20 protein-coding genes are annotated in these 26,518 nt (G+C 45.0%); 9 read left to right on the top strand and 11 right to left on the bottom strand.

Going from position 1 to position 26,518, the window contains the following annotated elements; translation table 11 throughout:
* Nucleotides 1-855 (top strand): glycosyltransferase family 4 protein (locus DWY79_RS08310; protein ID WP_147431804.1); only part of this gene is annotated, 855 nt, incomplete at its 5' end.
* A gap of 195 nt (nucleotides 856-1,050) precedes the next feature.
* Here the strand turns inward: DWY79_RS08310 and ndk are convergent.
* Entirely contained in the window at nucleotides 1,051-1,512 is a 462-nt protein-coding gene (ndk, locus tag DWY79_RS08305; RefSeq protein ID WP_005867972.1) for a nucleoside-diphosphate kinase, read from the bottom strand.
* Between the two features lie 224 nt (nucleotides 1,513-1,736).
* Nucleotides 1,737-2,366, bottom strand: coding sequence for a master DNA invertase Mpi family serine-type recombinase (locus DWY79_RS08300; protein WP_005867974.1), 630 nt, complete (start codon nucleotides 2,364-2,366; stop codon nucleotides 1,737-1,739).
* Nucleotides 2,367-2,574: 208 nt separating this feature from the next.
* On the opposite strand from DWY79_RS08300, the gene DWY79_RS08295 reads away from it, so the two are divergent.
* Nucleotides 2,575-5,424: a bifunctional fucokinase/fucose-1-phosphate guanylyltransferase gene (locus DWY79_RS08295; protein ID WP_233563950.1), complete on the top strand. Its 2,850-nt coding sequence runs from the start codon at nucleotides 2,575-2,577 to the stop codon at nucleotides 5,422-5,424.
* A gap of 222 nt (nucleotides 5,425-5,646) precedes the next feature.
* Entirely contained in the window at nucleotides 5,647-8,205 is a 2,559-nt protein-coding gene (locus tag DWY79_RS08290; protein ID WP_005867978.1) for a DUF5686 and carboxypeptidase-like regulatory domain-containing protein, read from the top strand.
* An 8-nt stretch (nucleotides 8,206-8,213) separates the two neighbouring features.
* Here DWY79_RS08290 and dinB read toward each other — a convergent pair whose 3' ends face one another.
* The 3 genes from dinB to DWY79_RS08275 all read right to left on the bottom strand — a co-directional run bounded on the left by dinB (nucleotide 8,214) and on the right by DWY79_RS08275 (nucleotide 10,807).
* A complete protein-coding gene (gene dinB, locus DWY79_RS08285) occupies nucleotides 8,214-9,302 on the bottom strand; it encodes a DNA polymerase IV (protein WP_081024208.1) in 1,089 nt (362 codons plus the stop codon).
* Between the two features lie 61 nt (nucleotides 9,303-9,363).
* On the bottom strand, nucleotides 9,364-10,128 hold the full coding sequence (locus DWY79_RS08280) for a peptidylprolyl isomerase (protein WP_005867982.1): 765 nt from the start codon (nucleotides 10,126-10,128) through the stop codon (nucleotides 9,364-9,366).
* A gap of 7 nt (nucleotides 10,129-10,135) precedes the next feature.
* Nucleotides 10,136-10,807 carry a peptidylprolyl isomerase gene (locus DWY79_RS08275; protein ID WP_005867983.1) on the bottom strand — a complete coding sequence of 224 codons (672 nt, stop codon included), beginning with the start codon at nucleotides 10,805-10,807 and terminating at the stop codon, nucleotides 10,136-10,138.
* A 197-nt stretch (nucleotides 10,808-11,004) separates the two neighbouring features.
* Between DWY79_RS08275 and DWY79_RS08270 the strand changes: the two genes are divergently transcribed.
* Complete coding sequence (locus tag DWY79_RS08270; RefSeq protein WP_122369175.1) at nucleotides 11,005-12,276, top strand: MBL fold metallo-hydrolase; 1,272 nt, start codon at nucleotides 11,005-11,007, stop codon at nucleotides 12,274-12,276.
* A 31-nt stretch (nucleotides 12,277-12,307) separates the two neighbouring features.
* Here the strand turns inward: DWY79_RS08270 and DWY79_RS08265 are convergent, their stop codons facing one another.
* On the bottom strand, nucleotides 12,308-13,204 hold the full coding sequence (locus tag DWY79_RS08265) for an AraC family transcriptional regulator (protein ID WP_005867986.1): 897 nt from the start codon (nucleotides 13,202-13,204) through the stop codon (nucleotides 12,308-12,310).
* Nucleotides 13,205-13,364: 160 nt separating this feature from the next.
* On the opposite strand from DWY79_RS08265, the gene DWY79_RS08260 reads away from it, so the two are divergent.
* Together DWY79_RS08260 and DWY79_RS08255 are read left to right on the top strand one after the other, a co-directional pair.
* Nucleotides 13,365-14,528, top strand: a complete 1,164-nt coding sequence (locus DWY79_RS08260) for an aldo/keto reductase (protein ID WP_005867987.1) — start codon at nucleotides 13,365-13,367, stop codon at nucleotides 14,526-14,528.
* Between the two features lie 17 nt (nucleotides 14,529-14,545).
* Complete coding sequence (locus DWY79_RS08255) at nucleotides 14,546-15,571, top strand: alpha/beta fold hydrolase (RefSeq protein ID WP_005867989.1); 1,026 nt, start codon at nucleotides 14,546-14,548, stop codon at nucleotides 15,569-15,571.
* Between the two features lie 202 nt (nucleotides 15,572-15,773).
* On the opposite strand, the gene DWY79_RS08250 is transcribed toward DWY79_RS08255, so the two are convergent.
* Nucleotides 15,774-16,676 (bottom strand): nucleotidyltransferase, encoded by a 903-nt coding sequence (locus tag DWY79_RS08250; protein ID WP_005867990.1) that lies wholly within the window; start codon nucleotides 16,674-16,676, stop codon nucleotides 15,774-15,776.
* An 82-nt stretch (nucleotides 16,677-16,758) separates the two neighbouring features.
* Complete coding sequence (locus tag DWY79_RS08245) at nucleotides 16,759-18,294, bottom strand: alpha-N-arabinofuranosidase (RefSeq protein WP_036629669.1); 1,536 nt, start codon at nucleotides 18,292-18,294, stop codon at nucleotides 16,759-16,761.
* Between the two features lie 182 nt (nucleotides 18,295-18,476).
* Here DWY79_RS08245 and DWY79_RS08240 point away from each other — a divergent pair, with 182 nt between their 5' ends.
* Both DWY79_RS08240 and DWY79_RS08235 read left to right on the top strand, forming a co-directional pair.
* A complete protein-coding gene (locus DWY79_RS08240; protein ID WP_122369174.1) occupies nucleotides 18,477-20,519 on the top strand; it encodes a M13 family metallopeptidase in 2,043 nt (680 codons plus the stop codon).
* A gap of 146 nt (nucleotides 20,520-20,665) precedes the next feature.
* Nucleotides 20,666-22,258: an alpha-galactosidase gene (locus tag DWY79_RS08235; RefSeq protein ID WP_122369173.1), complete on the top strand. Its 1,593-nt coding sequence runs from the start codon at nucleotides 20,666-20,668 to the stop codon at nucleotides 22,256-22,258.
* Nucleotides 22,259-22,265: 7 nt separating this feature from the next.
* On the opposite strand, the gene DWY79_RS08230 is transcribed toward DWY79_RS08235, so the two are convergent.
* Nucleotides 22,266-23,135 (bottom strand): AraC family transcriptional regulator, encoded by an 870-nt coding sequence (locus DWY79_RS08230; protein ID WP_008778253.1) that lies wholly within the window; start codon nucleotides 23,133-23,135, stop codon nucleotides 22,266-22,268.
* A gap of 195 nt (nucleotides 23,136-23,330) precedes the next feature.
* Between DWY79_RS08230 and DWY79_RS08225 the strand changes: the two genes are divergently transcribed.
* Complete coding sequence (locus DWY79_RS08225; protein WP_005855817.1) at nucleotides 23,331-23,552, top strand: winged helix-turn-helix domain-containing protein; 222 nt, start codon at nucleotides 23,331-23,333, stop codon at nucleotides 23,550-23,552.
* Between the two features lie 275 nt (nucleotides 23,553-23,827).
* Here the strand turns inward: DWY79_RS08225 and DWY79_RS08220 are convergent, their stop codons facing one another.
* Together DWY79_RS08220 and DWY79_RS08215 are read right to left on the bottom strand one after the other, a co-directional pair.
* Nucleotides 23,828-24,937 carry a SusE domain-containing protein gene (locus DWY79_RS08220; RefSeq protein ID WP_005855818.1) on the bottom strand — a complete coding sequence of 370 codons (1,110 nt, stop codon included), beginning with the start codon at nucleotides 24,935-24,937 and terminating at the stop codon, nucleotides 23,828-23,830.
* Between the two features lie 28 nt (nucleotides 24,938-24,965).
* The gene (locus DWY79_RS08215) at nucleotides 24,966-26,513 is read right to left on the bottom strand and encodes a RagB/SusD family nutrient uptake outer membrane protein (RefSeq protein ID WP_036613674.1); all 1,548 of its coding nucleotides are present in this window, start codon (nucleotides 26,511-26,513) and stop codon (nucleotides 24,966-24,968) included.
* Nucleotides 26,514-26,518 lie beyond the last annotated feature (5 nt).

The following is a 26,518-nucleotide window of genomic DNA, read 5'->3' as shown; positions in this document are numbered from 1 at the left end:
ATCCAGACCCCTCCTGTTTTGGCGGCGGCCTCGGCCATGTTGCTTTTTCGTTGCTGCTACCAGAAAAAGGTGGTACTGAACGTCTCAGACCTTTGGCCATTGTCGGCCGTGGAGCTGGGGGCCATGAAAGAGGGTGGCGTTTATCATAGGGTGATGGGGCGTATCGAGCGGTTCCTTTATCGTAAGGCCACGGCCTGTCAAGGGCAGAGTAAGGAGATCGTGGATTATATAAAACGGTATGAGCCGGGCAAGGCCTCGTTCTTGTATCGGAATTTGCAGCATCGTTTTGTTTTACCGAATCAACCCCCTTCTTCTCGAAAGCCTTTCAGGATCGTCTATGCCGGTTTACTGGGCGTGGCGCAGAATATATTGGAGTTGATAGAGCGTGTCGATTTTAAAGGGATGGGAGCGGAGCTTCATTTATTTGGAGGGGGCAACCAAGCCGTGGAGATAGAGGATTATGTGAGAACACATGATAGAGGTGTCTTTTATCATGGCTCTTTGCCCAAGGAACGGATGCGTGAGGAGCTTACACGTTACCATGCCTCCATTATCCCCTTGACGGTTCGTATAAGGGGGGCGGTACCTTCTAAATTATTTGATTTGCTGCCGTTAGGCGTTCCTATCTTGTTTTGTGGAGGCGGCGAGGGCGAGGAGATTGTAAAGGAGAATCAGTTGGGCCTTGTCTCGGCCCCCGGAGATTATGAGCGACTTTCTAAAAATATACGGGCCATGAGCCACTTGCCGGATGAGGAGTATCGACAGCTAAAAGCGAACTGCTTAAGATTATCCCAGACAACTTTCTGTTTTGAAAGGCAACTGGAGGCGTACAAACGTTTTTTATCGGCTTTCTAATTTCAGGATGAAATCCCTTAAACATTTTGCGGGGATGCCCTGTTATAGATATAGTAGTGTGTTTTTCATGGTATTAGATTTTTAGATTAGTAATTAGGTTGTTCATTCAGTTCGGGAGAATAGGATGTTGGTTTCTAAATATGAGAGCCGGAAAGGTGAGAATGATTTCTCTCGTTTCCGGCTATTCTTTTTTATTTAAAACTCGTCATTGGCGTAAAGACTCAATAGGTTTTTCAGCTCATAATCGAATATCTCGTCATCCTTGAAGAAGCGTTTCAATTCGATCTCGGCTGTCTCCGGTGAGTCTGATGCGTGTACGATATTCTCTTGTACGCTCATACTATAATCTCCCCGTATCGTACCGGGAGCGGCGTTTCTACCATTGGTAGCGCCGGCCAAGGTTCTTACTACATGTATGGCATCTACCCCTTCCCAGCAACATACAATTACCGGGCATACACTCATCGCGTCCTTGATACGTTGGAAGAAAGGCTTTTCTTTTAGGTGGGCGTAATGCTCACTCAAGATCTCGTCAGTCAGCCAAACCATCTTCATGCCGGCCAGACGGAGTCCCTTCTTTTCGAAACGGGTTACGATTTCACCGATCAGCCCTCGCTGAACGGTACAAGGCTTTAAAATAACCAATGTTTTTTCCATAAGATTTATATTAAAAGATTAAACAAATGTTTGATGTCTTGAATACATGTTAACCTTGCGGCGTTTTATGAATGATAGAGGAATAAAGGATGAAATGTTTTTTAGGATATTTCAAGTATATTTCTATCTTATTCCTCCGCAAGTTAATGGGAATAAACAAATAAACGAGCGATAAGTCTGCTAAACTAAACTAATTTAACATACGTTAATTGTTGCTTGAGTTGTTAATCCTTCTGTATTCTTTTCCATTTCCGTGGAATTTCCGGATGAGTCTTGAGAAATTCCCTCAAGGTTTGCCGGTTTACTCCAAGTTTCTTGCTGATATATACTTTAGTCTTATGTTCTTTAATATACTGCAAGATCATCTCTTCCTTACCTTTTAGCTTACAGGTTTCCGGTCGCTCTCCTTTTGGACGGCCCAGTTTGGCACCTTGCACTTTTTTCCGAGCCAACGCTTCTTTCGTTCGTTGCGAAATCAGGTTGCGTTCAATTTCGGCGCTTAGGCTAAATGCGAATGCCAAGATTTTACTGTTAATGTTATTTCCGAGTTCGTAACCTTCCTTTACCGTAAATACAATGATGTCTCTTTCCATACATTGATGAAGGAAGCTCATAACTTGCATAAGATTACGTCCGAGACGTGACAGCTCCGTCGTGATCAGGATGTCGCCTTTACGTATTTGCTTTAATAATTTACCAAGTTGGCGATCGGCGATTACTTTTGTCCCGCTGATCGTCTCATCTACCCACCTGTCGATTCTCATGTTCCTCGATTTTGTGAATTTCTCAATCTCGAATCGCTGGTTTTCAGTAGTTTGTTTGTCTGTACTGACTCTTACATAACCGTATACCATATGTCCTATATTTAATTAAACAACAACCAAGATACTGGAAACGGATTGATTGATAGTGCGTTTTAGTAAAAACAAACTTTTTTATGGGTGTGTTAAAGAAGTTGAGTGGGCTTGAACTCCATACAAATTGTAATAAAAAGGGTTAATGGATATCCGTATAGAAAATTTAAGTTACTTTTGCTTTCGAAAAATAAGATGGAGTCTTAGAATGATCATGGGTATGAAAAAGTTATTGTCTTTACCTCCAAATTTGGTAGATTGTTTCCATGCGGTAGAGCATGTAAGTACAGAGGAATGGTTTTGCACCTCGGATCCGGTAGGCGCCCGCTTAGGGTCCGGGGGAGGAACAACTTGGTTGTTGGAGGCCTCCCGGCAAAAAGAGGCTCCGGATGTACCGACGGAAGAGTGGTTGGGACAGGAGAAGCGTATCTTGTTGCATGCCGGAGGGCAAAGCCGCCGTTTGCCCGGATATGCGCCATCCGGGAAAATATTGACTCCGATCCCTGTGTTTCGCTGGGCAAGAGGGCAGAGGTTATCCCAGAACTTATTGTCCTTGCAATTACCTCTTTATGAACGGATCATGAAAAAGGCACCGGAATCGCTTCATACCTTGATCGCTAGCGGTGACGTATATATCCGTGCTAACCAGCCTTTGCAGGAGATTCCTGAGGTAGATGTGGTTTGTTACGGTTTATGGGTCGAGCCTTCGTTGGCCAAGAATCACGGGGTTTTTGTATCGAGCCGTAAGTCTCCGGACACTCTGGACTTCATGCTACAGAAGCCTTCGTTGGAAACTTTGGGGGAATTGGCGGGTAGTCATTTATTCTTGATGGATATCGGTATCTGGCTGCTAAGCGACAAGGCGGTGCGGTTATTAATGAAACATTCCTATACCGAGGATGGCAAGGCGATGAAGGCGTATGATTTATATGCTGAGTTCGGGTTGGCTTTGGGGAAGAATCCACGTATCACGGACTCGGAGTTGAATCAGCTTTCAGTAGCGATTCTGCCGCTTCCGGGTGGAGAGTTCTATCATTATGGAACTAGCCGTGAGTTGATCTCCTCTACATTGGCGGTACAGAACTTAGTTAGGGATCAACGTGCGATCATGCAGCGTAAGGTGAAACCACATCCCGCCATGTTTGTGCAGAATGCGGTGTTACACCAGAAATTGACCGCTGAGAATTCGGAATTATGGATAGAGAATAGTTATATCGGTGAGAATTGGACGTTACGTGGCCAGCAAATTATAACGGGTGTTCCGGAGAATAATTGGAACTTATCTCTTCCGGAAGGTGTCTGTGTAGATGTTGTCCCGGTAGGGGAAGCTAATTGGGCGGCAAGGCCCTATGGTTTTAATGACTTGTTTAAAGGGGCCTTGTCTGATGTGTCTACCTTGTTTATGGGGAAACCTATCTTGACTTGGGCGATGGAGCGAGGGATCACCTTGGGAGGGAATGAGGATATACAAAACGCACCTTTGTTCCCTGTTTGCCAAACCGTGGATGAGCTGGGAAAAGTGCTGCGCTGGATGATTACGGAGCCGGATAGGGAAGAGGGAAAGTTTATTTGGCTTTCCGCCCGAAAATTATCGGCGAATGATTTGTCCGATCAAGCGAATTTACGCCGTTTAGTAGCTCAGCGAGAAGTTTTCCGTAAAAAAGACTGGTCATTATTGGCCGCTAATCATGAGAAAAGTGTATTCTATCAATTGGATCTTTCGGATGCGGCGGAAAGCTTCGCCAAAGACAAGATTGCCTTACCGAAAGCCCTTCCTGAGGATAATCCGTTGATGAAAAGGATACATAATCATATGTTCCGTTCTCAGGTGATGAAGATCTCGGGGGAAGCGTATAAGGAGGAGGAGCAAAAGGCTTTCGCTTTGTTGCGGGAAGGGCTGGTCGGTTCTGTCCTCGGAAGTAAGCAGCAGCCATGTTTGAATGTCTATCGGGACCAGATCGTATGGGGACGTAGTCCGGTACGTATCGATTTGGCAGGTGGGTGGACAGATACGCCGCCCTATTGCTTATATGCGGGTGGAAACGTGGTGAACGTGGCGATCGAGTTAAACGGGCAACCACCGCTACAAGTCTATATCAAGCCTTCCGATACCCATAAGATTATCCTTCGCTCGATCGATCTGGGAGCGATGGAGGTTATCTCTTCATGGGATGAGCTTCGTGATTATAATAAGGTAGGATCGCCGTTTTCCATTCCGAAAGCGGCTTTGGCCTTGGCGGGATTTATCCCGGAATTCTCGGCGGAGGCTTATGCTTCTTTGGATGTCCAGTTGGAAGCTTTTGGTAGCGGGCTGGAGATTACCTTGTTGGCGGCGATACCGGCGGGTTCCGGTTTAGGCACTAGCTCGATCCTCGCGGCTACTGTGCTGGGCGCTATCTCTGACTTTTGTGGCTTGGCTTGGGATAAGAATGAGATCGGAAACCGCACCTTGATTTTAGAACAATTACTGACTACCGGCGGGGGATGGCAAGATCAATACGGTGGCGTATTGCACGGTTTGAAACTCTTGCAAACGAACGAGGGTTTTAATCAGAATCCTTTGGTACGTTGGCTGCCGGAATACTTGTTTACTGATCCGGAATACCGGCCTTGTCATCTTCTTTATTATACGGGAATTACTCGTACGGCGAAAGATATTTTATCGGAAATCGTACGAGGTATGTTCTTGAATAGCGAGGCGCATTTAGGTCTTTTGTCCGAGATGAAAGCTCATGCGCTTGATATGTACGAGGCGATCCAATGCGGAGACTTCGTGACTTATGGTAAATTGGTCGGAAAGACTTGGGAGCAAAATAAGGCACTCGATTCCGGAACGAATCCGGCGGCGGTGGAAGCTATTATCTCCAAGATACAGGCTTATGCCTTGGGATATAAACTTCCGGGAGCAGGCGGTGGTGGTTACTTATATATCGTAGCGAAAGACCCGGGTGCGGCCCTGCAAATCCGAAAGATATTGACTCTTTCTCCACCCAATTCGAACGCCCGGTTCGTGGAGATGAGCTTGTCGAATAAGGGGCTTCAGATTAGTCGTTCGTAGGTTCGTGCCACGCCGGTATAGGCGAGGGCACACGCCAGTATAGGTGTTGGCTTACGCTGGTATAGATACAGGCCTATGCCTATACTGCTGAGGGGCGTTGCGTATATACGTGTGTATTTTTGCCTGTTTTGTTGCTAATTGGAATATATTGCATGTGTTTTGGAACATTTATATAAATGATCCTGTTGTACTTTTGCGGAGTTTAATGAGGTGTCAGATCTGATGGGGAAGAGAATTGTTTTTATATGGCTTTTATTGGCGTTCGCTTGGGTAGCGAAGAGCCAGAACTACATGATAAAAGGAATCGTGACTGATTCTATTACGGGAGAACCTTTGCCTTATGTGGCTGTGATTTTGAAGGGAACTACGATAGGTGCTACGACAGATCTGGATGGGGCTTTTACGCTCTCCTCTTCATCTAAGGTACGTACTTTACAGGTCTCTTATCTGGGTTATACGGAGAAAGAATTGAAATTCGTTCCGGGTAAAGCGGAACATTTGAAGATTCAGTTAGCTCCGACAAGTATTAATTTGTCGGAGGTGATTATCAAGCCGGGAAAGGAAAGATATCGAAAGAAGGATAATCCTGCGGTTACCTTTATCAAAAACGCTATCGCACGTCGGGAGAGCAACGATCCTCGTAATCATGATTATTTTCGGTATGATCAATACGAGAAGATGGTCTTCGCTATGAACGATTACCAACCGAAACCGAAAAAGGATGGAAAGGCGGGAAAGTTTGACTTCTTGACTGAGTTTATCGATACGTTGGAGGTGGGAAAGACGATCTTGCCGGTATCTGAACGTGAGAAAATCCAGACCGTTTATTATCGTAAAGACCCGAAGACGGAAAAGAGGGTCGTTCTGGCTACGAAAGCGGCTGGTGTGGATGAGGTCTTCTCACGAGACGGTATGCAACAGTTCTTGAATGAGGTATTCCGGGAAGTGAATATCTTCCAGAATGATATTCCTTTGTTCTTGAACCGTTTCGTTAGTCCTATGTCTACGATGGGGCCTAACTTCTATAAATATTATTTGCTAGACACGGTGGAGGTCGCCGGACAGAAGTGCGTGGATTTGGGTTTCGCTCCGTTTACTCCGGAGACGTTCGGTTTTACGGGACATCTTTTTATCACGTTGGATTCTACTTATTTCGTGCAGAAGGTTAAGTTGAATGTCCCGAAGAAGATCAACTTGAATTTTGTCGGTGGAATGACGATCGAGCAGACTTTCGACCGTGCCCCGGATGGGACTCGTATCATTACGAAAGATGATATCAACGTGGACTTCAAATTGACGGAGAAATCGAAAGGAATGTATGCCCGCCGTTTGAATATCTATTCGAATCAAGCGTTTGAGGGACCAGATGATCCTAAAGTTTTTGAGGAGAGCGCACCTATTATTATACCGATGGAAGCTTATCGCCGTTCGGCGGATTTCTGGGAGGAGAATCGTCCTACTGAGGCGGGAACTCGCAAGCAGAATAACGTGGAGTTGCTAATGGCGAAACTTCGTTCCGTTCCTATTTTCTATGTGACGGAGAAGGTTGTTTCGATCCTTACCTCCGGTTATATCGCGACGAATAAGATTCCGGAGAAGAGCAAGTTCGAGTTTGGTCCGATGAACACCTATATCAGTGGTAACGCGATTGAGGGGGCCCGCTTCCGTGTCGGTGGAACCACGACAACGGCGTTCAGTAAACGTCTTTTCTTGGATGGTTATTTGGCTTATGGATCGAAAGACCGCAAGTTGAAATATGATGGTATCGTAGAATATTCTTTTATCGATAAGAAGGATTATCGGAAAGAATTTCCCGTGCATTCTATTCGCTTCGAGTACCTATATGATATCAACCAGTTAGGTCAGCAGTATATGTATACCAACAAGGATAATATGTTCTTAGCCTTGAAGCGGCAGAAGGATACACGTGCCACCTATTTAAGGAATATGGAACTGACGTATTACCGTGAGCATTATAACGGCTGGGCTTATGGGGCGGTACTTCGGAATTTTAAGGAATACTCAACCGGTTACGCCGCGTTTGACCGTATCGGTCCGGATGGCCAGATCACGGCTACCGATTCCTACCGGATGTCGGAAGTGGAGTTTAAGTTCCGTTTTGCCCCGAATGAGAAATTCTACCAGACTCGTAATTACCGTTATCCGATTACGCTTGACGCACCGGTATTCACCTTGAACCATACGATGGCTTTCCAAGATGTATTAGGTAGTTCGTATGATTATCAGAAGACGGAGCTCGGTATTCAGAAACGCTTCTGGTTCTCTGCTTTCGGTTATGTGGATATTCTCGCTAAAGCAGGTAAAGTTTGGACAAAGGCCCCTTATCCTTTGTTGATCTTGCCAAACGCAAACTTGTCGTATTTGGTGCAACCGGAATCTTATACGAATATGAACGCGATGGAGTTCATCAATGATGAGTACGCTTCGTGGGATATTACTTATTTCATGAACGGAGCCTTATTGAACCGTATTCCGCTTATCAAGAAGTTAAAATGGAGGGAGGTCTTTTCCTTCCGGGGTATGTTCGGTCACTTGACGGATAAGAATAATCCGTATATCGGTGAGCAAAATGAGGGCTTGTTCTTATTCCCGCAGGGCTCTTACCTGATGGACCCGTCTACTCCTTATATGGAGGCGGGTGTCGGTATCGAGAATATCTTTAAGTTCTTGCGTTTGGATTATGTATGGCGTTTGACCTATAAGGATCATCCGGGCATCCAGACAAAGGGTATACGTTTTATGATGAAGCTATCCTTCTAGGGCAAGTGTTATTTCCAGTCGCTGAACTCAAAACTTAATTGTTCCCAACGGTCTTTCGTATGAGGCTCCTCTTTTACGGGATTGGATACGGATAGACCGATCAGTCGGATGGGATGCTCGGTATATTCCACTTCTTTCAGTAATTCCTTGGCCAAGGGGAGGATCTTATCTAAGGTTGTTAACTCTTCCGGACGGCTGAGGCTTCTCGTGATTTGGTTGAAATCGTGGAACTTGACCTTTAAGGTCAGTGTGTTTCCCTTGAATCCGGAACGTTCCAGCCTGCCGATAAGTTCGGTCGCTACGTGATAAAGCTCGATGATAACAGAGGATTTGCGGGAGATATCTTTTTCTAGCGTATGCTCGCAACCTACCGACTTCCGGATTCGTACCGCTTCTACGGGACGGTTGTCTATACCTCTGGCAAACTCATAATAAAGTATTCCCGCCTTTCCGAACTGGCGGGTAAGCATCTCCCCCGAACATTCCCGTAATTGCAGCCCGTTGTGGATACCGAGTGTATGCATTTTCCGGGCTGTTACGGGGCCTACTCCCCAAAAGGACTCAATGGGAAGACGTGCTATGAAATCGAGGGCTTGGCTTGGATGGATGGTGCATAATCCATTGGGTTTCCGATAATCCGAGGCTATTTTCGCTAGAAATTTGTTGTAGGAGACTCCCGCTGACGCTATCAGGTTCAAATTATCCCAGATCCGTTTCTTGATCTCCTTGGCGATATCTACAGCGAGAGAGATGCCTCGTTTATTATCAGTGACATCCAAAAAGGCTTCATCCAAGGAAAGCGGTTCTATGATATCCGTATAATCATGGAAGATCTCGTGGATCTGGCGTGAGACAGATTTATATACGTCCATCCTTCCATGTACGAATATCAGGTCCGGGCATAAACGTTTGGCTTTTTGAGACGCCATGGCGGAACGTACCCCATATTTCCGGGCTTCGTAGCTAGCGGCAGCTACTACGCCTCGCTGCTCCGCATGCCCGACCGCTAGGGGTTTTCCTCGCAACTCCGGATTGTCTCGTTGTTCCACCGAGGCATAAAAGGCATCCATATCGATATGTATGATCTTTCTCAAGATAGCTCTTTTATTACTGGTATTTACGATAACCCTTCGTCTGTTTATGAAGCCGATAACCGCATTATAAGATCTCTACGGAGTTAATGACGATATTCTCGGTCGGACGATCTTGCTTGTTGGTCTTGGAGGACTGTATGGCGTCTACGACATCCATGCCTTCTACCACTTCGCCGTAAACCGTGTATTGATTGTCGAGGAACGGTACGCCACCTTCGTTCTTGTAAGCCTCACGGAGTTCCGGGTTTAACTTTACCTCGTCTTTCCGCTTCTCGGCCTCCAGCTCGGTCTTGCCAATCAAGGTATCACGAAGGATCGCCAGTTCTTCCTTGTTACCACTGCGATAGAATTCCATGATCTTAGGCTTGTTCTCGTTTTGCAGGCGGGCGAATATCTCTTGTTTCAGACGGCCTTCCAATTGCTTTTCCATCTGGTTCAACTCTTGTTCCGAATACTTTTTCCCCGTTACGATATAGAATTGGGAGGCGGAAGAGGCCTTTTCCGGGTTCACCTCGTCTCCGGTACGTGCGGCGCAAAGGGCTCCTTTCTTGTGGAAATATTTCGGGTAACGGAATTCGGCGGGAACGGTATAGCCCAGATCGCCCGCTCCCAGTTGCTTGTTCATCGGGGCATCCTTGGAAGTTACGTCACCTCCTTGTATCATGAAATCCTTGATCACACGGTGGAACAGCAAGCCGTTATATTGCCCTTCTTTTACCAACTTGATAAAGTTATCACGATGTAATGGCGTGTCGTTATATAATTTCAGCTTTATATCTCCTTTGTTGGTGTGCATAAGCACCCTTGTCTCAGTTGCTTGATTTTCCATTTTATACTTATTTTTCTATGAGTTTCATTGACTTGATCTTTATGTTCTTCGTGGGTCTGTCATCGGCGTTCGTCTCGACGAACTGTATCTTATCCACGACTTTCATACCCTGTATAACCTCTCCGAACACCGTATAGTTCCCGTCCAGATGAGGCGTTCCGCCTTCCAGCATATAGGCTTCTTTTTGCTCCGGAGTAAACTCGATGCCTTTCTCCTTGGTCATCTTATCTAACTCCATCTCCGTAAAGAACTTTCCGGTCACGATATAGAATTGAGTCGCAGATGAGGCCTTCTCAGGATTTTCCTCATCCGGGGTACGTGCGGCACAGAGCATTCCCCGCTTATGAAAATATTTCGGATACACGAACTCTGCGGGGATGGTGTAATCTAGATCTCCGTCGCCCAGATGTGCGTCCAAGGGAGCGTCTTTCGAGTTGATATCGCCTCCTTGTATCATGAATTGCTTGATAACCCGATGGAACAATAATCCATCGTAACGGTGTTCTTTTACGTTCTTGATAAAATTATCCCTGTGCAACGGCGTGTCGTTGAACAGTTTCACCTTAATCTTACCCATATCCGTATCAATCAGCACCAATGTCTCAGTCTCTTGCGCATGCAGCGGGCATAGCGAAAGCATAAATACCGAAACAAACAACATCGTAAGAATCCGTCTCATATTTATTTCTATTAGTTTTAGATGGACAAAAATAAGAATAAATATCGATATCTATGATCAAAGGAATAGGTCTAAACATGATTTCTTTGGTAGGAAACCGTAATAGCGTTACAAACATCTGTAATATATGCACATCGTTTTATGTTGAATCTAGGTAATTTTGTCATAGAAATTTAAAACTCTAAATTCAATATACTATGAGAGCAAGTATCTTAGCTATTTTAATTTTAGGGGGGATTGTCTTAAACATAAAGGCTCAGTTTTCTTATAATGAAAAGGGTCAAGCCATCCCTCCTGCATCACAACCTTTCGGCAAAGAGGCTTTTGAGCCAACCGGGCATACGGTTATACGCTGGTTGGGGAACGCTGGCTTTCTGATTAATAGCCGTGGTACGTGTTTGATGGTCGATCCTATGTTGAGGGGATTTGATATGCCTTTGTTAATAAATATGCCGATCGCCCCTAAAGATGTTCCCCATTTGGATGCGGTATTGATTACTCATTGCGACAATGATCATTACAGTGTTCCTACTTGTACGGAAATGTCTTCTGTATGCCGGGAATATCATTCTACATTCTACGTGGATTCTTTGATGGAAACACAGGGTTTGAACTCTTTCGGACATCGTATCGGGGAGACTTTTAATGTCGGTCCGATTTCTATCAAGTTAACCCCGGCTTACCATACGTGGCAAAATGAGTATCCGGGATATACGCGTGAATTTAAGGTTGAAGATTATTGTGGTTTCCTCATGAAAACACCGGATGGCTTAATTTGGGCACCGGGAGATTCCCGCTTTCTTCCTGAGTTCTTGGAATTACCTGCCCCGGACGTGATTTTCTTTGATTTCTCGGATGATTCATGGCATATAGGATTGGAGGGAGCCATAAAGATCGCAAATGCTTATCCTAAAGCGCAGCTTCTCCTGTCTCATTGGGGAACGGTGGATGCTCCCAATATGAAACCATTTAATGCTGACCCTAAAATGCTAGAAGGGCGTATCCGTAATCCGGAACGTGTTCATGTCTTAGCCCCGGGAGAAGCTTTTGACCTTGTAGCTCTCAGCTCTAGCGAGGGTGAACAATGTGCCGAAACCTTGATTTTCCCTGCCGACGCAAAGGCTTCGTCGGAGTATAATACGGGGGATGTCTATGTCTCCTTGTTGAAGGAGTCAGGTAATACGATGATCGCACATTTTATATTCAAACCTTACAGTCGTAATTTCTGGCATTACCATCCGGATGCCGAGCAAACCTTGTTAGTACTTGATGGAGAAGGATATTATCAAGAGGAAGGAGGAGAGAAACGTGTGATCCGGAAAGGCGATGTGATCGTGACACCTCCTAATGTACGCCATTGGAATGGGGCGACACCGGGTAGCTCTATCGTATGTATGACCATTACGGAACATGCGATCGAGAATCATGCCGTACAACTTCGGGCTGTGACGGATAAGGAGTATAATTGACAGGTTCGGATGACAGGCTGGTGGAAACCTATTAATTGGCCGCTCTATATTCATTAGGCGTACAGCCTGCCATTTTTTTAAACCATCGACTGAAGTGCTGCGGATAAGGAAATCCTAACTCGCAGGAGATCTCGCTGATTGTCTTTTTAGTATTGTACACTCGTTCCTTGGCAATCTCCAGTGTTTTTTGCTGGATGTGTTTCAATGCCGATAAGCCAGTTTCCTTTTTCAGCAAATCGCTCAAATAGTTAGGGGACAAACAGAGTTTCTCCGCGCAATAGGGTACGGACGGTATCCCATATAGGGCTGGTTTTCCTGAATTGAAGTATTCGTTTAATAATGCCTCGAATCGGGCAAATGTGTCTTGGTTCGTATTCTCACGTGTGATGAACTGGCGGTCATAGAAACGTGTGCAATAATCCAAGAATAGCTTTATATTATCTGTTATCAATGATTTACTGTGCTTATCAATAGGGTATTGCAGTTCTTCCTTTATCCTTTCCATGCATTCGATCACCGTTTTGCGCTCTTGTCCCGAAAGGTGAAGGGCCTCATTCGCATAGTAAGAGAAGTAGGAGTAGTCCCTCATGATATGGGCCAATGGCGTTCCTCGTAAAAGCTCGGGGTGGAATACCAATACCCATCCTTCCGGTTGGTGTAATAATCCATCGTCTTCCGAACCCAATACTTGGCCCGGGGCAAGAAAGAGCATCGCTCCCTTTTGATAGTCGTATATACTTCGTCCATATTTCAGTTGCCCGCAGTCCGTGTCTTTCAGCAATATAGCATAAAGGTTATATAGCTTTCTGCAAAAGCGCAGGGGTTTTGCTTCACGTCCGTCGATAACGCTGACTAATGGATGTCTGGTTTCTATGCCGAAATAATCGTTGTATTGTTGTACTGTGTTGATATTCATTATCTCATTCATGGCTTAATCTCTTTAGTTTTCGCAAATGTACTTCTTTTCCTATGTTTTTGTCTTCCGAGCGATGAAATTGGTATATCTATCCGTATTTTTGGTACATGTCCGGATGTCGGAACATGGTATTTTTGCGACAAATAGATTATTTATTAAAAGATCATAAGTTATGAGAAAGTACAATGGAATAAATCGTCGAGGATTTTTAAGGTCGGCGATGCTGTCGGGAGCCGCGATGTGTGTTTCTTCTATATCCAATGAAATGGTAGCTAATGAGAGCCGGGATAAGCAAGAGCCCTTGGCTTTAGGTAGTAAGGTCGCGGCTGGAATTAGCGCAAAACGAACCTTGGGAAGCGGTACGGCTTCCATGGTCGTATCGGCTATTGGCTTCGGTTGTATGGGATTGAATTATCATCGCAGCCAGCATCCCGGCAAGAAGCAAGTAATCGCTTTGGTACATGAGGCCATCGATCGTGGCGTTACTTTGTTCGACACGGCAGAGAGCTATGGTTATCAAACGAATGAACGATTAGTTGGCGAAGCGTTGAAAGGTTATTCGGACCGGGTATTTGTAACTACTAAATTTGGGCATAAGTTTGTGGATGGCGTACAAATCAAGACAGAGGAAGATAGTTCTCCCAACAATATACGTAAGGTATGTGAGAATTCGCTTCGCAACCTTGGAGTAGAAACTCTCGGTATGTTTTACCAGCATCGTGCGGACCCGAACACTCCGATTGAGGTCGTCGCTGAGACTGTGAACGAATTGATCAGAGAAGGCAAGGTATTACATTTCGGGCTTTGTGAGGTGAATGCCGATACCATCCGCCGTGCCCATAGGATCTGCCCTGTTACGGCTATACAGAGTGAATACCATTTGATGCATCGTGCCGTGGAGGATAGCATATTGCCGTTGTGTGAGGAACTGGGTATTGGCTTTGTTCCTTATAGTCCGATAAATCGAGGCTTTTTGGGAGGCTTGATTAACGAGTATACTCGGTTTGATCCGGAAAACGACAATCGTCAAGATTTACCTCGTTTCCAACCGGAAGCTATCCGTGCCAATATGCGGATCGTGGAAGTGCTGAATGCTTTTGGGAGGACACGGGGGATCACGCCCGCGCAAGTTGCCTTGGCATGGTTAATGAATAAGAAACCTTGGATTGTAGCTATACCGGGGACTACGAAGCTGTCTCATCTGGAGGAGAATTTACGTGCTGCGGATATCATTTTCACCGCCGGTGAGATGAGGGAATTGGAGGATGCGGTTTCCGCTATCCCTGTAGTGGGAAGCCGTTATAACGCGTTACAAGAATCAAAAGTACAGAAATAGATTTAGCTATCGGAAATATGAGACCTGTTTTTATACTTAGTATCATTCTTTTGCTTGTTGGATGTAAACAGCGAGATGAGCGTGTCCTGATGGTGGATGAGCAAGGCAGCTTCGCTATTGGAGGTACGGTCTTGGTTGACTCATTAGGGCATACTTATCATGGCGACCATGCGTACGTATTTTATCAAAAGCCGGTCGGAGCGAGGAAATACCCATTGGTATTCGCCCATGGTGTAGGGCAGTTTTCTAAGACATGGGAAACCACACCCGACGGGCGTGAGGGCTTCCAGAATATTTTCTTACGTTGCGGGTTTAGTGTCTATCTTGTCGATCAGCCTCGTAGAGGGAACGCCGGTAGAGGTACGGAGAGCGTGACAATTTCCCCGGCGTTTGACGAGGAGGTTTGGTTTAACCGTTTTCGTGTAGGTATCTGGCCGGATTATTTTGAAGGAGTACAGTTTAAGCGGGATAAGGAAACCTTGGACCAATATTTTCGTCAAATGACGCCGACTATTGGCACGACGGATTTTGAGGTCTATTCGGATGCCTACGCCGCTTTGTTCGACAAGATAGGCCCGGGCGTATTTATTACCCATTCGCAAGGCGGGCCCGTTGGATGGAATACATTGCTTAAGACGAGAAACATTAAGGCTATCGCGTCATACGAACCGGGTGGAGCGGTTCCTTTTCCGGAAGGGCAATTGCCGGAGGAGGCTAAGTTTATTACGCTTTCCAAGAAAATGGAAGGCATTGAAGTACCTATGTCCGTATTCATGGAATATACCAAGGTCCCTATCGTCATTTATTATGGAGATAATTTACCCGAGACTGATGAGCGTCCGGAGTTATATGAATGGACACGCCGTTTGTACTTGATGAAGATATGGGCAAAAATGCTGAATGATCTGGGTGGGGATGTCACCGTTATTCATTTACCGGAGGTAGGATTACATGGCAATACCCATTTCCCTATGTCGGATTTAAATAATATAGAGGTCGCGGATTTGCTTTCTGAATGGTTACATACAAAAGCTTTGGACTAGGTCTTTTGGGTAATGGAAATATATATAGTATCGTTTTCATTAGGAGGTATTGATCTTTTCACAGGAGTGAAAAGATCGTATCACCCCCGTGAAAAGATCGTTTCACAGAGGTGAAAAGATCGCTTCACAAGGGTGATACGATAAAAGTCTTAGGCCACGGCTGTTACTTCCTGCTGAGGAATCAGCCATAAGAACCTTATAATCAGAATAATTTGCTTGGATACTCGCCTGCGTCTACCAAGGCTTGGATCTTATCCACAACGCCTTGACGATCCGCTGCGTAAGTTACGCCGAACCATTTGGAGGTTGTATCCAATACTTTCACACGGGCTGTTCCTTCCGTGATCAATTTATTTACCATCAACGGGATGAAATATTCACTCTTTAAATTACCCATGTTCGCTTTCAAGAACTCTTTGAAGAATTCCTCGGAATACTCGAAATAATCGGGAGTGAAGCCCCACATATTCATGGATACCGGCGTATTTTCTTCCAATACGACCTTCTTTCCGTTCTCGTCTACAAACTGGATATCTCCGTCGATACGTTCGATAGCGGTACGCTCCACGACGCCTGTCAGATAACCTTCCTCGTTCGTGGCGCAAACGCCACGTGCCACGGAACCGCTCTCGCTCAACGTATTACCTACACGGTAACCTACCATGCAATAATCATTCTTCTTGCCATCCATCTCAGACAATTGCTTGCCTAATACGGCGAAGCTGTCACGTCCGTAGAAATCATCGGCGTTGATTACGGCGAAAGGCTCATTGATAACCTTCTTGCCCATCAATACGGCATGGTTGGTTCCCCACGGTTTCTCACGTCCCTCCGGGCAAGTGAAGCCCTCCGGAAGATCGTTCAAGTCTTGGAATACGACTTCAACCGGGATATGGTTCTCATATTTGGAGATGATTTTCTCACGGAAGTCTTTCTCGAAAGATTTGCGGATAACGAATACAAGTTTACCGAACCCGCCACGAATAGCATCGAAAATAGAATAGTCCATGATGGTCTCGCCATTGGGACCTAGGCCGTCCAATTGTTTTAATCCTCCATAACGACTACCCATTCCGGCTGCCAATACAAATAATGTAGGTTTCATAATGCGTTTCTTTAATGTGTTTTTTAATTCTTCGGGCAAAGTTAATAATTATAGAAACATTGCCATGTTATTGTCCGTCTTTTTATAAAACTTCTAATACGACGATCGACATGGGAGGAAGGCTGACGCTTAACTTTCCCTTTTCCACCTTGGCTCCCTTGAAAACTTCCGGCTTGACCTTCTCCGGCGAATCGAATGTGTTATAGTCGTTTATGGAGGACGCTGTCAGGATACGCCCGTTCACGCTCTTTATCGTTACGTTTTGCAGGTCGATATGGATGTTCTCGCTTTGCCGGGGATCTACGTTTGCCAACGAGATATGGATTTTACCCTGCGAGTCCCGGGATGCGGAGGCGCTTACGACCGGCACTTCCCGGTTGTCTCTTACTTTCTCCTTGTCGCAGATTAGATCCATCGGCAAAAAGGTAGCGTCTTGATGAACCTTGTACATCTCGAACACATGGTAAGTGGGCGTAAGCACCATGTCCTTGCCTTTCGTGAGGATCATGGATTGCAATACATTGACAATCTGTGCGATATTGGCCATTTTTACCCGATCCGTATATTTGTGGAAGACATGTAGGGTAAGAGCGGCCACGAAAGCGTCGCGCATCGTGTTTTGCTGGAACAGATGGCCGGGGATCGTACCGGGTTCCACATCCCACCAAGTGCCCCATTCGTCTACCATGAGGGCTATATTTTTCTTCGGGTCGTATTTATCCATGATAGCGATATGCTTTTTAACGACATCCTCTATCTCAAGGCATTTTCCTAAGGTCCAGTAATAATCCTCCGTGTTGAAATCGGTAGCGGAGCCTTTATTGTTCCAATCTCCTACTGTATAATAATGTAAAGAGATACCATCCATGCGTCCGCCGATTTGTTTCATCAGCGTCTCGGTCCAGTTGTAATCATAATCGCTGGCACCGCTGGCGATCTTGAACAAGACATTGCTATCATAGTTACGGCAATACGTAGAGTAACGACGGTAAAGGTCGGAATAATATTCCGGTCGCATACTGCCCCCGCATCCCCAACTCTCGTTCCCAACGCCGAAAAACTTGACTTTCCATGCCTTATCCCGGCCATTTTTCCGGCGTAGGTTGGCCATTGGGCTGTCTCCTTCCGAGGTCATGTATTCCACCCATTTAGCCATTTCCTCAACCGTACCGCTTCCCACGTTTCCGCTGATGTAAGGCTCACAACCTAATAACTCACATAGATTCAAGAACTCATGGGTTCCGAAACTATTATCCTCAATCGTCCCTCCCCAGTTATTATTCACCATTTTCGGGCGATTTTCCTTGGGACCGATTCCATCCATCCAATGATATTCGTCGGCGAAGCAACCGCCCGGCCAACGTAAGTTCGGGATCTGTAGTTTCTTCAACGCGTTCAAGACATCCGTACGGTATCCTTGGGTATTAGGGATGTCGGACTCCGGCCCCACCCATAAGCCACCGTAGATACAACTCCCTAGATGTTCGGCGAATTGCCCGTAAATATGTTTACTGATCTGTTGGTTACCTTGCTCCGGATAAATACGGATATTCGCGTCTCGCTGAGCGAATAAGGGAAGGGCGATAAATGCCCAAACGCTGATTATTAGTTTCTTCATGATATAAATGATTTGTTGGCAAAGATACACTTATTCTTGAATACATGAATCCTTTTATCGTTCGAAAAACACGTACGTGTTTTCGGAAAAAGTCGTACATGTTTTAAAAGAAACACGTACATGTTTTTCTTTTGTGTATTTATCGTATCTTTGTAAGGTTTTAAGGCAAAAGACTAAACAAAATGAGAAAGAGAAAAATGTTTCCGTTTTTAGCGGCTGGGATAGTCGCTTTAGCGAGTTGTAACACTCCTCAGAAAGAGGTAGTGAAGATCGCTGCTATTAATCCTGCGAATATGGATACCACGGTTGCCGCAGGCACGGATTTTTATGAATACGCTTGTGGTGGATGGATAAAGAATAATCCATTGAAACCGGAATACGCTCGTTTCGGAACTTTCGACCAATTACTAGAGAATAACCAAGAGCAGCTCCGGGTATTGATCGAGGAACTTAGCGCTACGCCCCATGAGGCGGGCAGTGTCGCCGGGAAGATCGGCGCTTTGTATGCGATGGGATTGGATAGCACGAAGTTGAATGCCGATGGAGTGGCTCCTATCAAAGAGGAACTGGCCGCTATCAATGCGCTGGCAACGAAATCGGATGTCTCTAAGATGGTGGCTACGCTTCATAAGGAAGGCATGGCTCCGTTCTTCGCTTTGTTCGTGGGCGCTGACGAGAAGAATAGTGCCATGAATATCGTCCAGCTGTATCAGGCTGGTATCGGAATGGGCGATCGGGATTATTATTTGTTGGAAGATGAAGGCTCCGCCAAGATGCGTGATGCTTACAGGGCTTATATAAATAAATTATTTACATTGGCCGGCTCAAGCCCGGAACAGGCGGATGCGGCGGTGGATGCCGTGATGAAAATAGAGAAGGCTATCGCCGAGATCTCTTATGGCCGTGAGGATTTGCGTGACTCCCAGAAAAACTATAATAAATTGCCTTACGAGGATTTCAAGAAAATAGAGTCCCCGTTGGATTGGGATGTATATTTTGAATCCATGGGATTAGCCGGGCTGAAAGAGTTGGACGCGAAGCAAATCAACTTCTATAAGGATATGAGTGAGGCTTTGCGGAATACGACGGTCGATGAGCAAAAATATTATTTGGCGTTTAATTTATTGAGCGCGGCGGCTCCATACCTAAGTGATGATTTTGTAGACGCTGATTTTGAGTTCTATGGAAAGGTAATGTCCGGAAAGCAGGAACAACAACCTCGTTGGAAGCGTTCGTTGAATACGGTAAACGGTGCGTTGGGCGAGGCTGTCGGCGAGATGTATGTAGAGAAATACTTCCCGGCTTCTTCCAAGGAGAAGATGTTAACGCTGGTGGGGAATTTGCAGACCGCTTTGAGCGAGCGGATCAACGGCTTGGAATGGATGAGCGATACGACTAAGGCGAAAGCGCAAGAGAAATTGGCCGCTTTTACGGTGAAAATTGGTTATCCGGACAAATGGCGTGATTATAGTGGTTTGGAGATCAAGGACGATTCTTATTGGGCGAATGTTCGCCGTTCTAACATCTTCGATATGGCCTATCAATTGGCGGACGTGGATAAGCCGGTCGATAAGTCTCGTTGGCATATGAATCCGCAGACCGTGAACGCTTATTACAATCCGACAACGAATGAGATCTGTTTCCCGGCCGCGATCCTTCAGCCTCCATTCTTTAATCCGGATGCCGACGACGCGGTGAATTACGGCGCTATCGGTGTGGTAATCGGCCATGAGATGACGCATGGATTCGATGATCAGGGACGTAACTACGATAAGGATGGTAATTTGATCGATTGGTGGACTGCCGAGGATGCTGTCCGTTTCACGGAGCGTGCTGATAAATTGGTTGATCAATATGACCAGATTATCGTAATAGATACGCTTCATGCCAACGGACGTTTTACGTTGGGTGAGAATATCGCCGACCACGGAGGTTTGTTGGTCGCTCACCAAGCTTATTTGAATAGCTTGAAGGGCAAAGAGACTCCGGCCCCGATCGATGGCTTCACGAATGAGCAACGTTTCTTCTTGGGGTATGCGACGTTGTGGGGACAAAATATCCGTCCCGAGGAGATCCGTCGTCGTACCAAGATCGACCCGCACTCATTGGGAAAATGGCGTGTGAACGCCGCCTTGCGTAATATTGCCCCGTTCTATGCCGCTTTTGACATTAAAGAGGGTGATCCGATGTTTATGGCTCCGGCTGATCGGGTGGTTATCTGGTAATCCAAATACAGAGTTTATATAAATGAGGGAAGTATGTCACGTCAAAAAGGCATACTTCCCTTTTTTCGTTTATCCCGATTTGGCAGTCTGATGCACTTTTCTTATTTTTGTTTGATTAAGAACGTTATACATGAAAATTTTATACCATGCGAAACTATATATCAATCGCCTTACTTCTCTTGGCATCTTCTGTTTTTGCGTATGATCCTCCCACGATGGGATGGAGCTCATGGAATACCTATCGAGTGAATATCAGCGACAAACTGATAATGAAACAAGCTGATGCGATGTCACGGAATGGCTTGAAAGAGGTTGGATATAAATATATCAATATTGATGACGGGTATTTTGGGGGACGGGATGCGAGCGGGGAGTTAATCACTCATCCGGTCCGTTTTCCGAATGGCTTGAAGCAGACGGTAGATCATATCCATGCGTTAGGGTTTAAGGCGGGTATTTATTCCGATGCGGGCCGGAATACTTGCGGCTCCTTTTGGGATAAGGATTCTTTAGGGATCAATGTCGGCTTTTATGGGCACGATCGTCAGGACGGGGACTACTTCTTTAAGGAAATAGGATTCGATTTTATTAAGATCGACTTTTGTGGCGGCGATGCCAAACAAAATTTCGATCAATTAGGTCTGGATGAGCAAGAGCGATACACGGCGATCCATAATGCGATACTAGCTACCGGCCGTAAAGATGTGCGTATGAATGTATGTCGTTGGGATTTTCCCGGTACGTGGGTGCATGACGTTGCCTTCTCATGGCGTATCTCGCAAGATATAAATCCTAGCTGGGAGTCCGTGAAGAATATTATCCGGCAGAATCTATATTTGTCCGCTTATGCGAGCGAAGGAAAATATAATGATATGGATATGCTTGAGATCGGCCGTGGAATGAGTGAGGAAGAAGATAAAACTCATTTTGGAATGTGGTGTATCATGAGTTCCCCTTTATTGATCGGCTGTGATCTGACTACCATCTCTGAGAAATCTTTGCGGCTACTGAAAAACGAGGAACTGATAGCGTTAAATCAAGACGTACTAGGCTTGCAAGCTTATGTCGTTAAGCAAATGGATGGAGTGTATATCTTGACAAAGGATCTGGAAGAAGTGAATGGGAATACATGCGCTGTCGCCGTCTATAACTCTACGGATGAGGAACGGACTATTCATCTGGATTTTGCCGATTTCTATTTGCGGGGCGACGTGAGTGTACGGGACTTATTTGAAAGGAGAGATCTTGGAAAGTACAAGGATCGGGATTTTTCCGTAACCATACCTGCGCATGGGACACGTATTTTCCGTCTGGATGGACCGGAAAGGGGAGAACGGACGGTTTATGAGGCGGAATGTGCTTGGTTGCAAGACTATCAAGAAATAAAAAATCACAAAGCGTTTGGAACGGCGATTTATGAGGATGACGGGAATTGCTCTGGAGGTGCGAAGGTTACGGGATTAGGTAATCGTGATAGCAATTATCTGGAATGGCATAATGTATACAGTCGTGAGGGAGGTTTATACTTGATGTCCGTGGATTATCAATGTGAGGAGAATCGAAATTTTATTTGCCAAGTCAATGGTGTTGTCGTAAAAAATGTAAAGGTTCATCCTGCGCATGAGGTAACTAGCGAGCAAATAGAGATCCGTCTGAAACCCGGTATGAATCGCATACGCTTATCGAATGGAAACTCATGGATGCCCGATATCGATCGTATGGTTTTACTAAAGAAGTAATTGCCGGCTACGTGCTTGAGGGAATTTTCATTCTTCTATATTCTTGAGGTGTCATTCCCGTATGCTGTCTGAAATATTTGTTGAAGAAAGATAAGTTGTTAAAGCCTAAAGAGAAAGCGATCTCTTTTACGGTTAAGTCTGTCGATCTTAATTGTGCCTTGGCATCCATCGTGATAATGGAGGAAATGATTTCCAAGGGAGTAAGTCCGATCGCTTTCTTAATAGTCGTGCAGAAATGAGGTAACGACAAATTTAATTGAGCGGCGTAAAAAGAAACGCTGTGCTCGGTGGTATAATGCTCTACGACAAGTTGGATAAACTTACGGTAAATCTCATTGGTGCGCGTACGGATTCCATTTGTCCAATGGCTATGATTTTTATATAACTCAGCCGTTCCTTGCATGAATATCGTGAGATAAGCGATGACTAGGTTTTTATTTACCATAGAATAAGACGGGGATAAGGATTGCGCACGTATCAATAAACGGTATCCGTCAATATATAATTGAGCTACAGATTCTTCCAGCGGCATGATCGGATGTTCCGTGATAACGGGAAGAAAGCTCATGGTTGATTTAATAAAATTGATGTTTGTCATAAACTCCGAAGAGAATCCGGCGAAATAGAAACGAGCGTCGTCCGATATTTCATGGAACTGGATAAAATTGCTGGGCACTAAGGTCACGAAATCATATTTGTTAATCGTATACTTCGCTAGATTGATAGAAGCCTGCACGGAACCTTCTACACAAAGGAGAAACAAACCTGCCTTTATCTTATGAGGCAGCTTGCTGTATTTGTTTAGCGTCTCTTTTGTGATACGATCTCCGACGATAAAATCGTTCGTGATATCGAATGTGAGCATTTCCTTTTCCATATCTAATCGGTAATTCGTCTCAAATATAGGAATTAATAAATACTTATTATTCAAGATAATAAAAATAGAACATAGAAACGAAAGAATGGATATTGATTCCCTGAAATTTAAGGGCGAACTTTACAAATGACTACTAATCGTAGGAAAGAGGAAACAAAAAGAATATAGTTCGTTTACTAGAAAAGTATTTTGATTATGGAAAAAGGAAGAATTGGACTAAACGCAGGAAAAGTGTGGCATGCGCTAAACGAGGTAAATGAAATATCTACGCAAGAGTTAAGCCGTAAATTGTCTTTAAGTATTGAGGACCTAGCCTTGGCTATTGGCTGGTTGGCTAGAGAAAACAATATTTATATCACGAGAAAGAATGGTTTGTTGTATGTCAGCAATGGCATCAAATCCAATATGTACTATTAAAAGGAAACAAAAAAAGGCTATCCATCACGGACAGCCAATCTTCATTGTTAACCTTAAATCTAATACCATGAAAAACACAGTGCAAATATAGAGGTTTTATGTTATGTAGCATAACGAATAGTTTGGAAATCTCATTTGCTTAACGTGATTTAACAAAATCATGTTCTAAAACATATCTTTTGAGACATAATTCATAAACACAAGCGTTACTTTTATCTATTACCACCTTTACTTGACTTTTAAATCAAGTAAAGGATGGTAATTTAAGTAATGCCTTATTCGGCTAGTAGAATGATATGTTTCGTTAAGTCATTAAACTTGATAAAATAGGTACCGGCGGAAACCTTTACATTATCACCTCCGTCAAATTTGGCGAATTGTCCTTGTTTATCGTTCCATAAACTATTGCTGCCACCGAAGCTTACGGCCCAGTCATGATCCGCACGTAATTTCAAACCGCCATCGGACGGAATCTCTATTTTCTCGCCGATCCAGATGTGCTTGTCGTAACTAGCCTGTTGTAAATCTAGATCACCACCCCAATCATTGAAGTCTCCAATCAGGGAGATTTGTTTGTATTCGGTTGTCGCTCCGGTATAAGGTTCGATGCTGTATTTGTTACCTGCCAAGTCTAACGTGATCGTATAATAGCCATCCTGCGTGAAGCCTTCGATATTACCGCTACCGCCGTCATTGCTTAATGCTCCGTCGCTGTCGTAACCCCATTGAATGCCCCAATCACCCGGGGTTTGAATGATCTTGAATGCGCTACCGGCTTTTACGAAGCCCGTGTAAGTGAATAACATATTATTAACATCGTCGTCGGCGAATATACGCATCGATGGGTCGTTATTGTTCCATCCGTTGTCGAATATGTCACCCACGAAATAAACTTGGGTACGGGCGCCACTATATGGAGTGATCGCCATGTTTACCGTGTTCGAATAAAGTTCGGGAACACTGTCGTTAATAAATGCTTTAAGACGGAAGTCCACATTATAAGCTACGGTGGGATTAACCATTCCCAGATTGTTCATGGCATCATTCAGCTCGAATGTCTTGATCAAGACTTTTTCGCCGGAACCGGTAGTCGGCAGCGACTCGAATTTCTCGAATTCAGTTCCTCCTTCACAGACTTGTACGGTATACGTTACACCTGCCGCGAAACCGTAATCCGGTTGTTCACAGGTAAAAATATCGATGATACTACTGGCATTTTCCGGCATTAAAGTATATGAGCTGTTATTCGGAGCATTGAGGGTAAAAGATATATTATTACCTTCTGAGTCCTTTAGGTCATTGATAACCGGATCTTTATCGTCCGTGCAGGCAGAAAAAGCACAGATGCCCGCAAACACGATGGATAATATATTGACTTTATTCATAATTGTTACTTATTAATAGGTTTTACGATTAATAACCCGGATTTTGTTTCAAGTTACTGTTTGCCACGAGTTGGGTCGAAGGAATCGGTAACAATGAGAAGTGACTGGAGATTGAAGTACCTCCCGCTGTCTCGCCTTTCCAATCCCAAGTATAATTGGAGGTGAACTTATTGTAGCGGATCAAATCCGTACGGCGTTGCGCCTCAAAATAGAACTCACGGGCCTTCTCATCAAGCACAAAATCCAAAGTAAGATCGGTTGCCGTAATTTCCGTGGCTTTCGCTCTTTTCCGTAGCTGGTTAATAGCGCTTAAAGCGGCTTGTTTATCGCCTCCTGCCCGTAATGTGGCTTCGGCGAAGGTCAGATTAGCCTCGGCTAAACGGAACAATGGGAAATCCATATCCGGGAACTGCTGATTCGGATCGTGACCGATTTGTCCGGATTTCGTGATATTCTTGAATTTAGTTACAGAATAACCTTCTGTAAACTCGGTCGGCTTATTGATCTCGAATGTACGGTCTGTAGTCCAGAAAGAGGCACGTGTATCAGCTGTTTTCGATAAGTCTCCGTCAGAAGCGAACTTTTTCACCAATGCCATGCGGGCACGGTTACCACCCCATGCTTCTTTAGTCCCGAAATCATCCAGTGCGTTCATGTCACCACTGATAAAGCTGGCGATAAAGAACAATCCGGACCAAGAGCGAGTCTGTACGCCATCATAACAAATCGGCAGGATCATCTCGGGAGAGGTGTTGTTATCTGCAAGGAAATTATCTCCATAATTAGGAGCCAGAGAGAAACCGGCGTCCATGACTTTCTTTGCGTATTCAGCGGCGGCAGACCATTGAGGGGTACCTGTATATACTTCTGCGTTCAGATATAAGCGGGAAAGTAGCATCCATATGGCGGCTTGATCGGCACGTCCATATACATTTGCACGGGGGGCCTTCATTTGTGGCTCGATTTCTTTCAACTCTTTCTCTATATAGGTATAGAGATTCGCCCGGGTAATCCGTTCGGGGACATAGGTACCGATACCCGTGTTCTCATCAACGAACGGGACATTGCCATATAAATCAATCAAATAATAATAATCCAAGGCACGGATAAAACGAACTTCAGCACGCTGTGTAAGACTTTCCTCGTCATCCTTGCCCTCTGTCTGTATTAAGAAGTTATTACACTGAGCGATTTGGATGTACAGACGGTTGAACATATTCAATACCACACCGTTCGAGGCGGTAAACTTAGCGAAGTTCAAGGGATATACATCCACGTCGCCAGACCAAGCGCAAATCGCCTCGTCCGTAGGAAGCTCATTTAGGTTGAATAGCATACGCATCAAACCCGACGCTCCCTCATCCGTGTCGGCGATATCTCCTTGTCCGTCGGGACCTTTATTTCCTGTGATGGCTAATCCCGCATAGATCTTGGCGAAATTGGCGTTCTGATCGAACTCTACGTTTAGGTTCGGATCGATAGGCGTAACATCGAGATCACCTAGGCAAGAGGTGAAGTTTACGCTGAAAACCAGCGATAAAGCCGGTATTATATATTTAAAGAATTTCGTATTCATATAGA

The sequence above is a fragment of the Parabacteroides sp. AF27-14 genome (genome assembly GCF_003635425.1).
Classification (GTDB): Bacteria; Bacteroidota; Bacteroidia; order Bacteroidales; family Tannerellaceae; genus Parabacteroides; species Parabacteroides distasonis.
Note: the sequence above shows the minus strand (reverse complement) of the source record. Positions and strands in the feature narration are given on the sequence as shown.

Excerpts from the sequence above, each read along its gene's own strand:
- ndk (WP_005867972.1), bottom strand. The coding sequence starts at position 1,512 with ATGGAAAAAACATTGGTTATTTTAAAGCCTTGTACCGTTCAGCGAGGG.
- DWY79_RS08300 (WP_005867974.1), bottom strand. The coding sequence starts at position 2,366 with ATGGTATACGGTTATGTAAGAGTCAGTACAGACAAACAAACTACTGAA.
- DWY79_RS08295 (WP_233563950.1), top strand. The coding sequence starts at position 2,575 with ATGATCATGGGTATGAAAAAGTTATTGTCTTTACCTCCAAATTTGGTA.
- DWY79_RS08290 (WP_005867978.1), top strand. The coding sequence starts at position 5,647 with ATGGGGAAGAGAATTGTTTTTATATGGCTTTTATTGGCGTTCGCTTGG.
- DWY79_RS08280 (WP_005867982.1), bottom strand. The coding sequence starts at position 10,128 with ATGGAAAATCAAGCAACTGAGACAAGGGTGCTTATGCACACCAACAAA.
- DWY79_RS08275 (WP_005867983.1), bottom strand. The coding sequence starts at position 10,807 with ATGAGACGGATTCTTACGATGTTGTTTGTTTCGGTATTTATGCTTTCG.
- DWY79_RS08270 (WP_122369175.1), top strand. The coding sequence starts at position 11,005 with ATGAGAGCAAGTATCTTAGCTATTTTAATTTTAGGGGGGATTGTCTTA.
- DWY79_RS08265 (WP_005867986.1), bottom strand. The coding sequence starts at position 13,204 with ATGAATGAGATAATGAATATCAACACAGTACAACAATACAACGATTAT.
- DWY79_RS08260 (WP_005867987.1), top strand. The coding sequence starts at position 13,365 with ATGAGAAAGTACAATGGAATAAATCGTCGAGGATTTTTAAGGTCGGCG.
- DWY79_RS08255 (WP_005867989.1), top strand. The coding sequence starts at position 14,546 with ATGAGACCTGTTTTTATACTTAGTATCATTCTTTTGCTTGTTGGATGT.
- DWY79_RS08250 (WP_005867990.1), bottom strand. The coding sequence starts at position 16,676 with ATGAAACCTACATTATTTGTATTGGCAGCCGGAATGGGTAGTCGTTAT.
- DWY79_RS08245 (WP_036629669.1), bottom strand. The coding sequence starts at position 18,294 with ATGAAGAAACTAATAATCAGCGTTTGGGCATTTATCGCCCTTCCCTTA.
- DWY79_RS08240 (WP_122369174.1), top strand. The coding sequence starts at position 18,477 with ATGAGAAAGAGAAAAATGTTTCCGTTTTTAGCGGCTGGGATAGTCGCT.
- DWY79_RS08235 (WP_122369173.1), top strand. The coding sequence starts at position 20,666 with ATGCGAAACTATATATCAATCGCCTTACTTCTCTTGGCATCTTCTGTT.
- DWY79_RS08230 (WP_008778253.1), bottom strand. The coding sequence starts at position 23,135 with ATGGAAAAGGAAATGCTCACATTCGATATCACGAACGATTTTATCGTC.
- DWY79_RS08225 (WP_005855817.1), top strand. The coding sequence starts at position 23,331 with ATGGAAAAAGGAAGAATTGGACTAAACGCAGGAAAAGTGTGGCATGCG.
- DWY79_RS08220 (WP_005855818.1), bottom strand. The coding sequence starts at position 24,937 with ATGAATAAAGTCAATATATTATCCATCGTGTTTGCGGGCATCTGTGCT.
- DWY79_RS08215 (WP_036613674.1), bottom strand. The coding sequence starts at position 26,513 with ATGAATACGAAATTCTTTAAATATATAATACCGGCTTTATCGCTGGTT.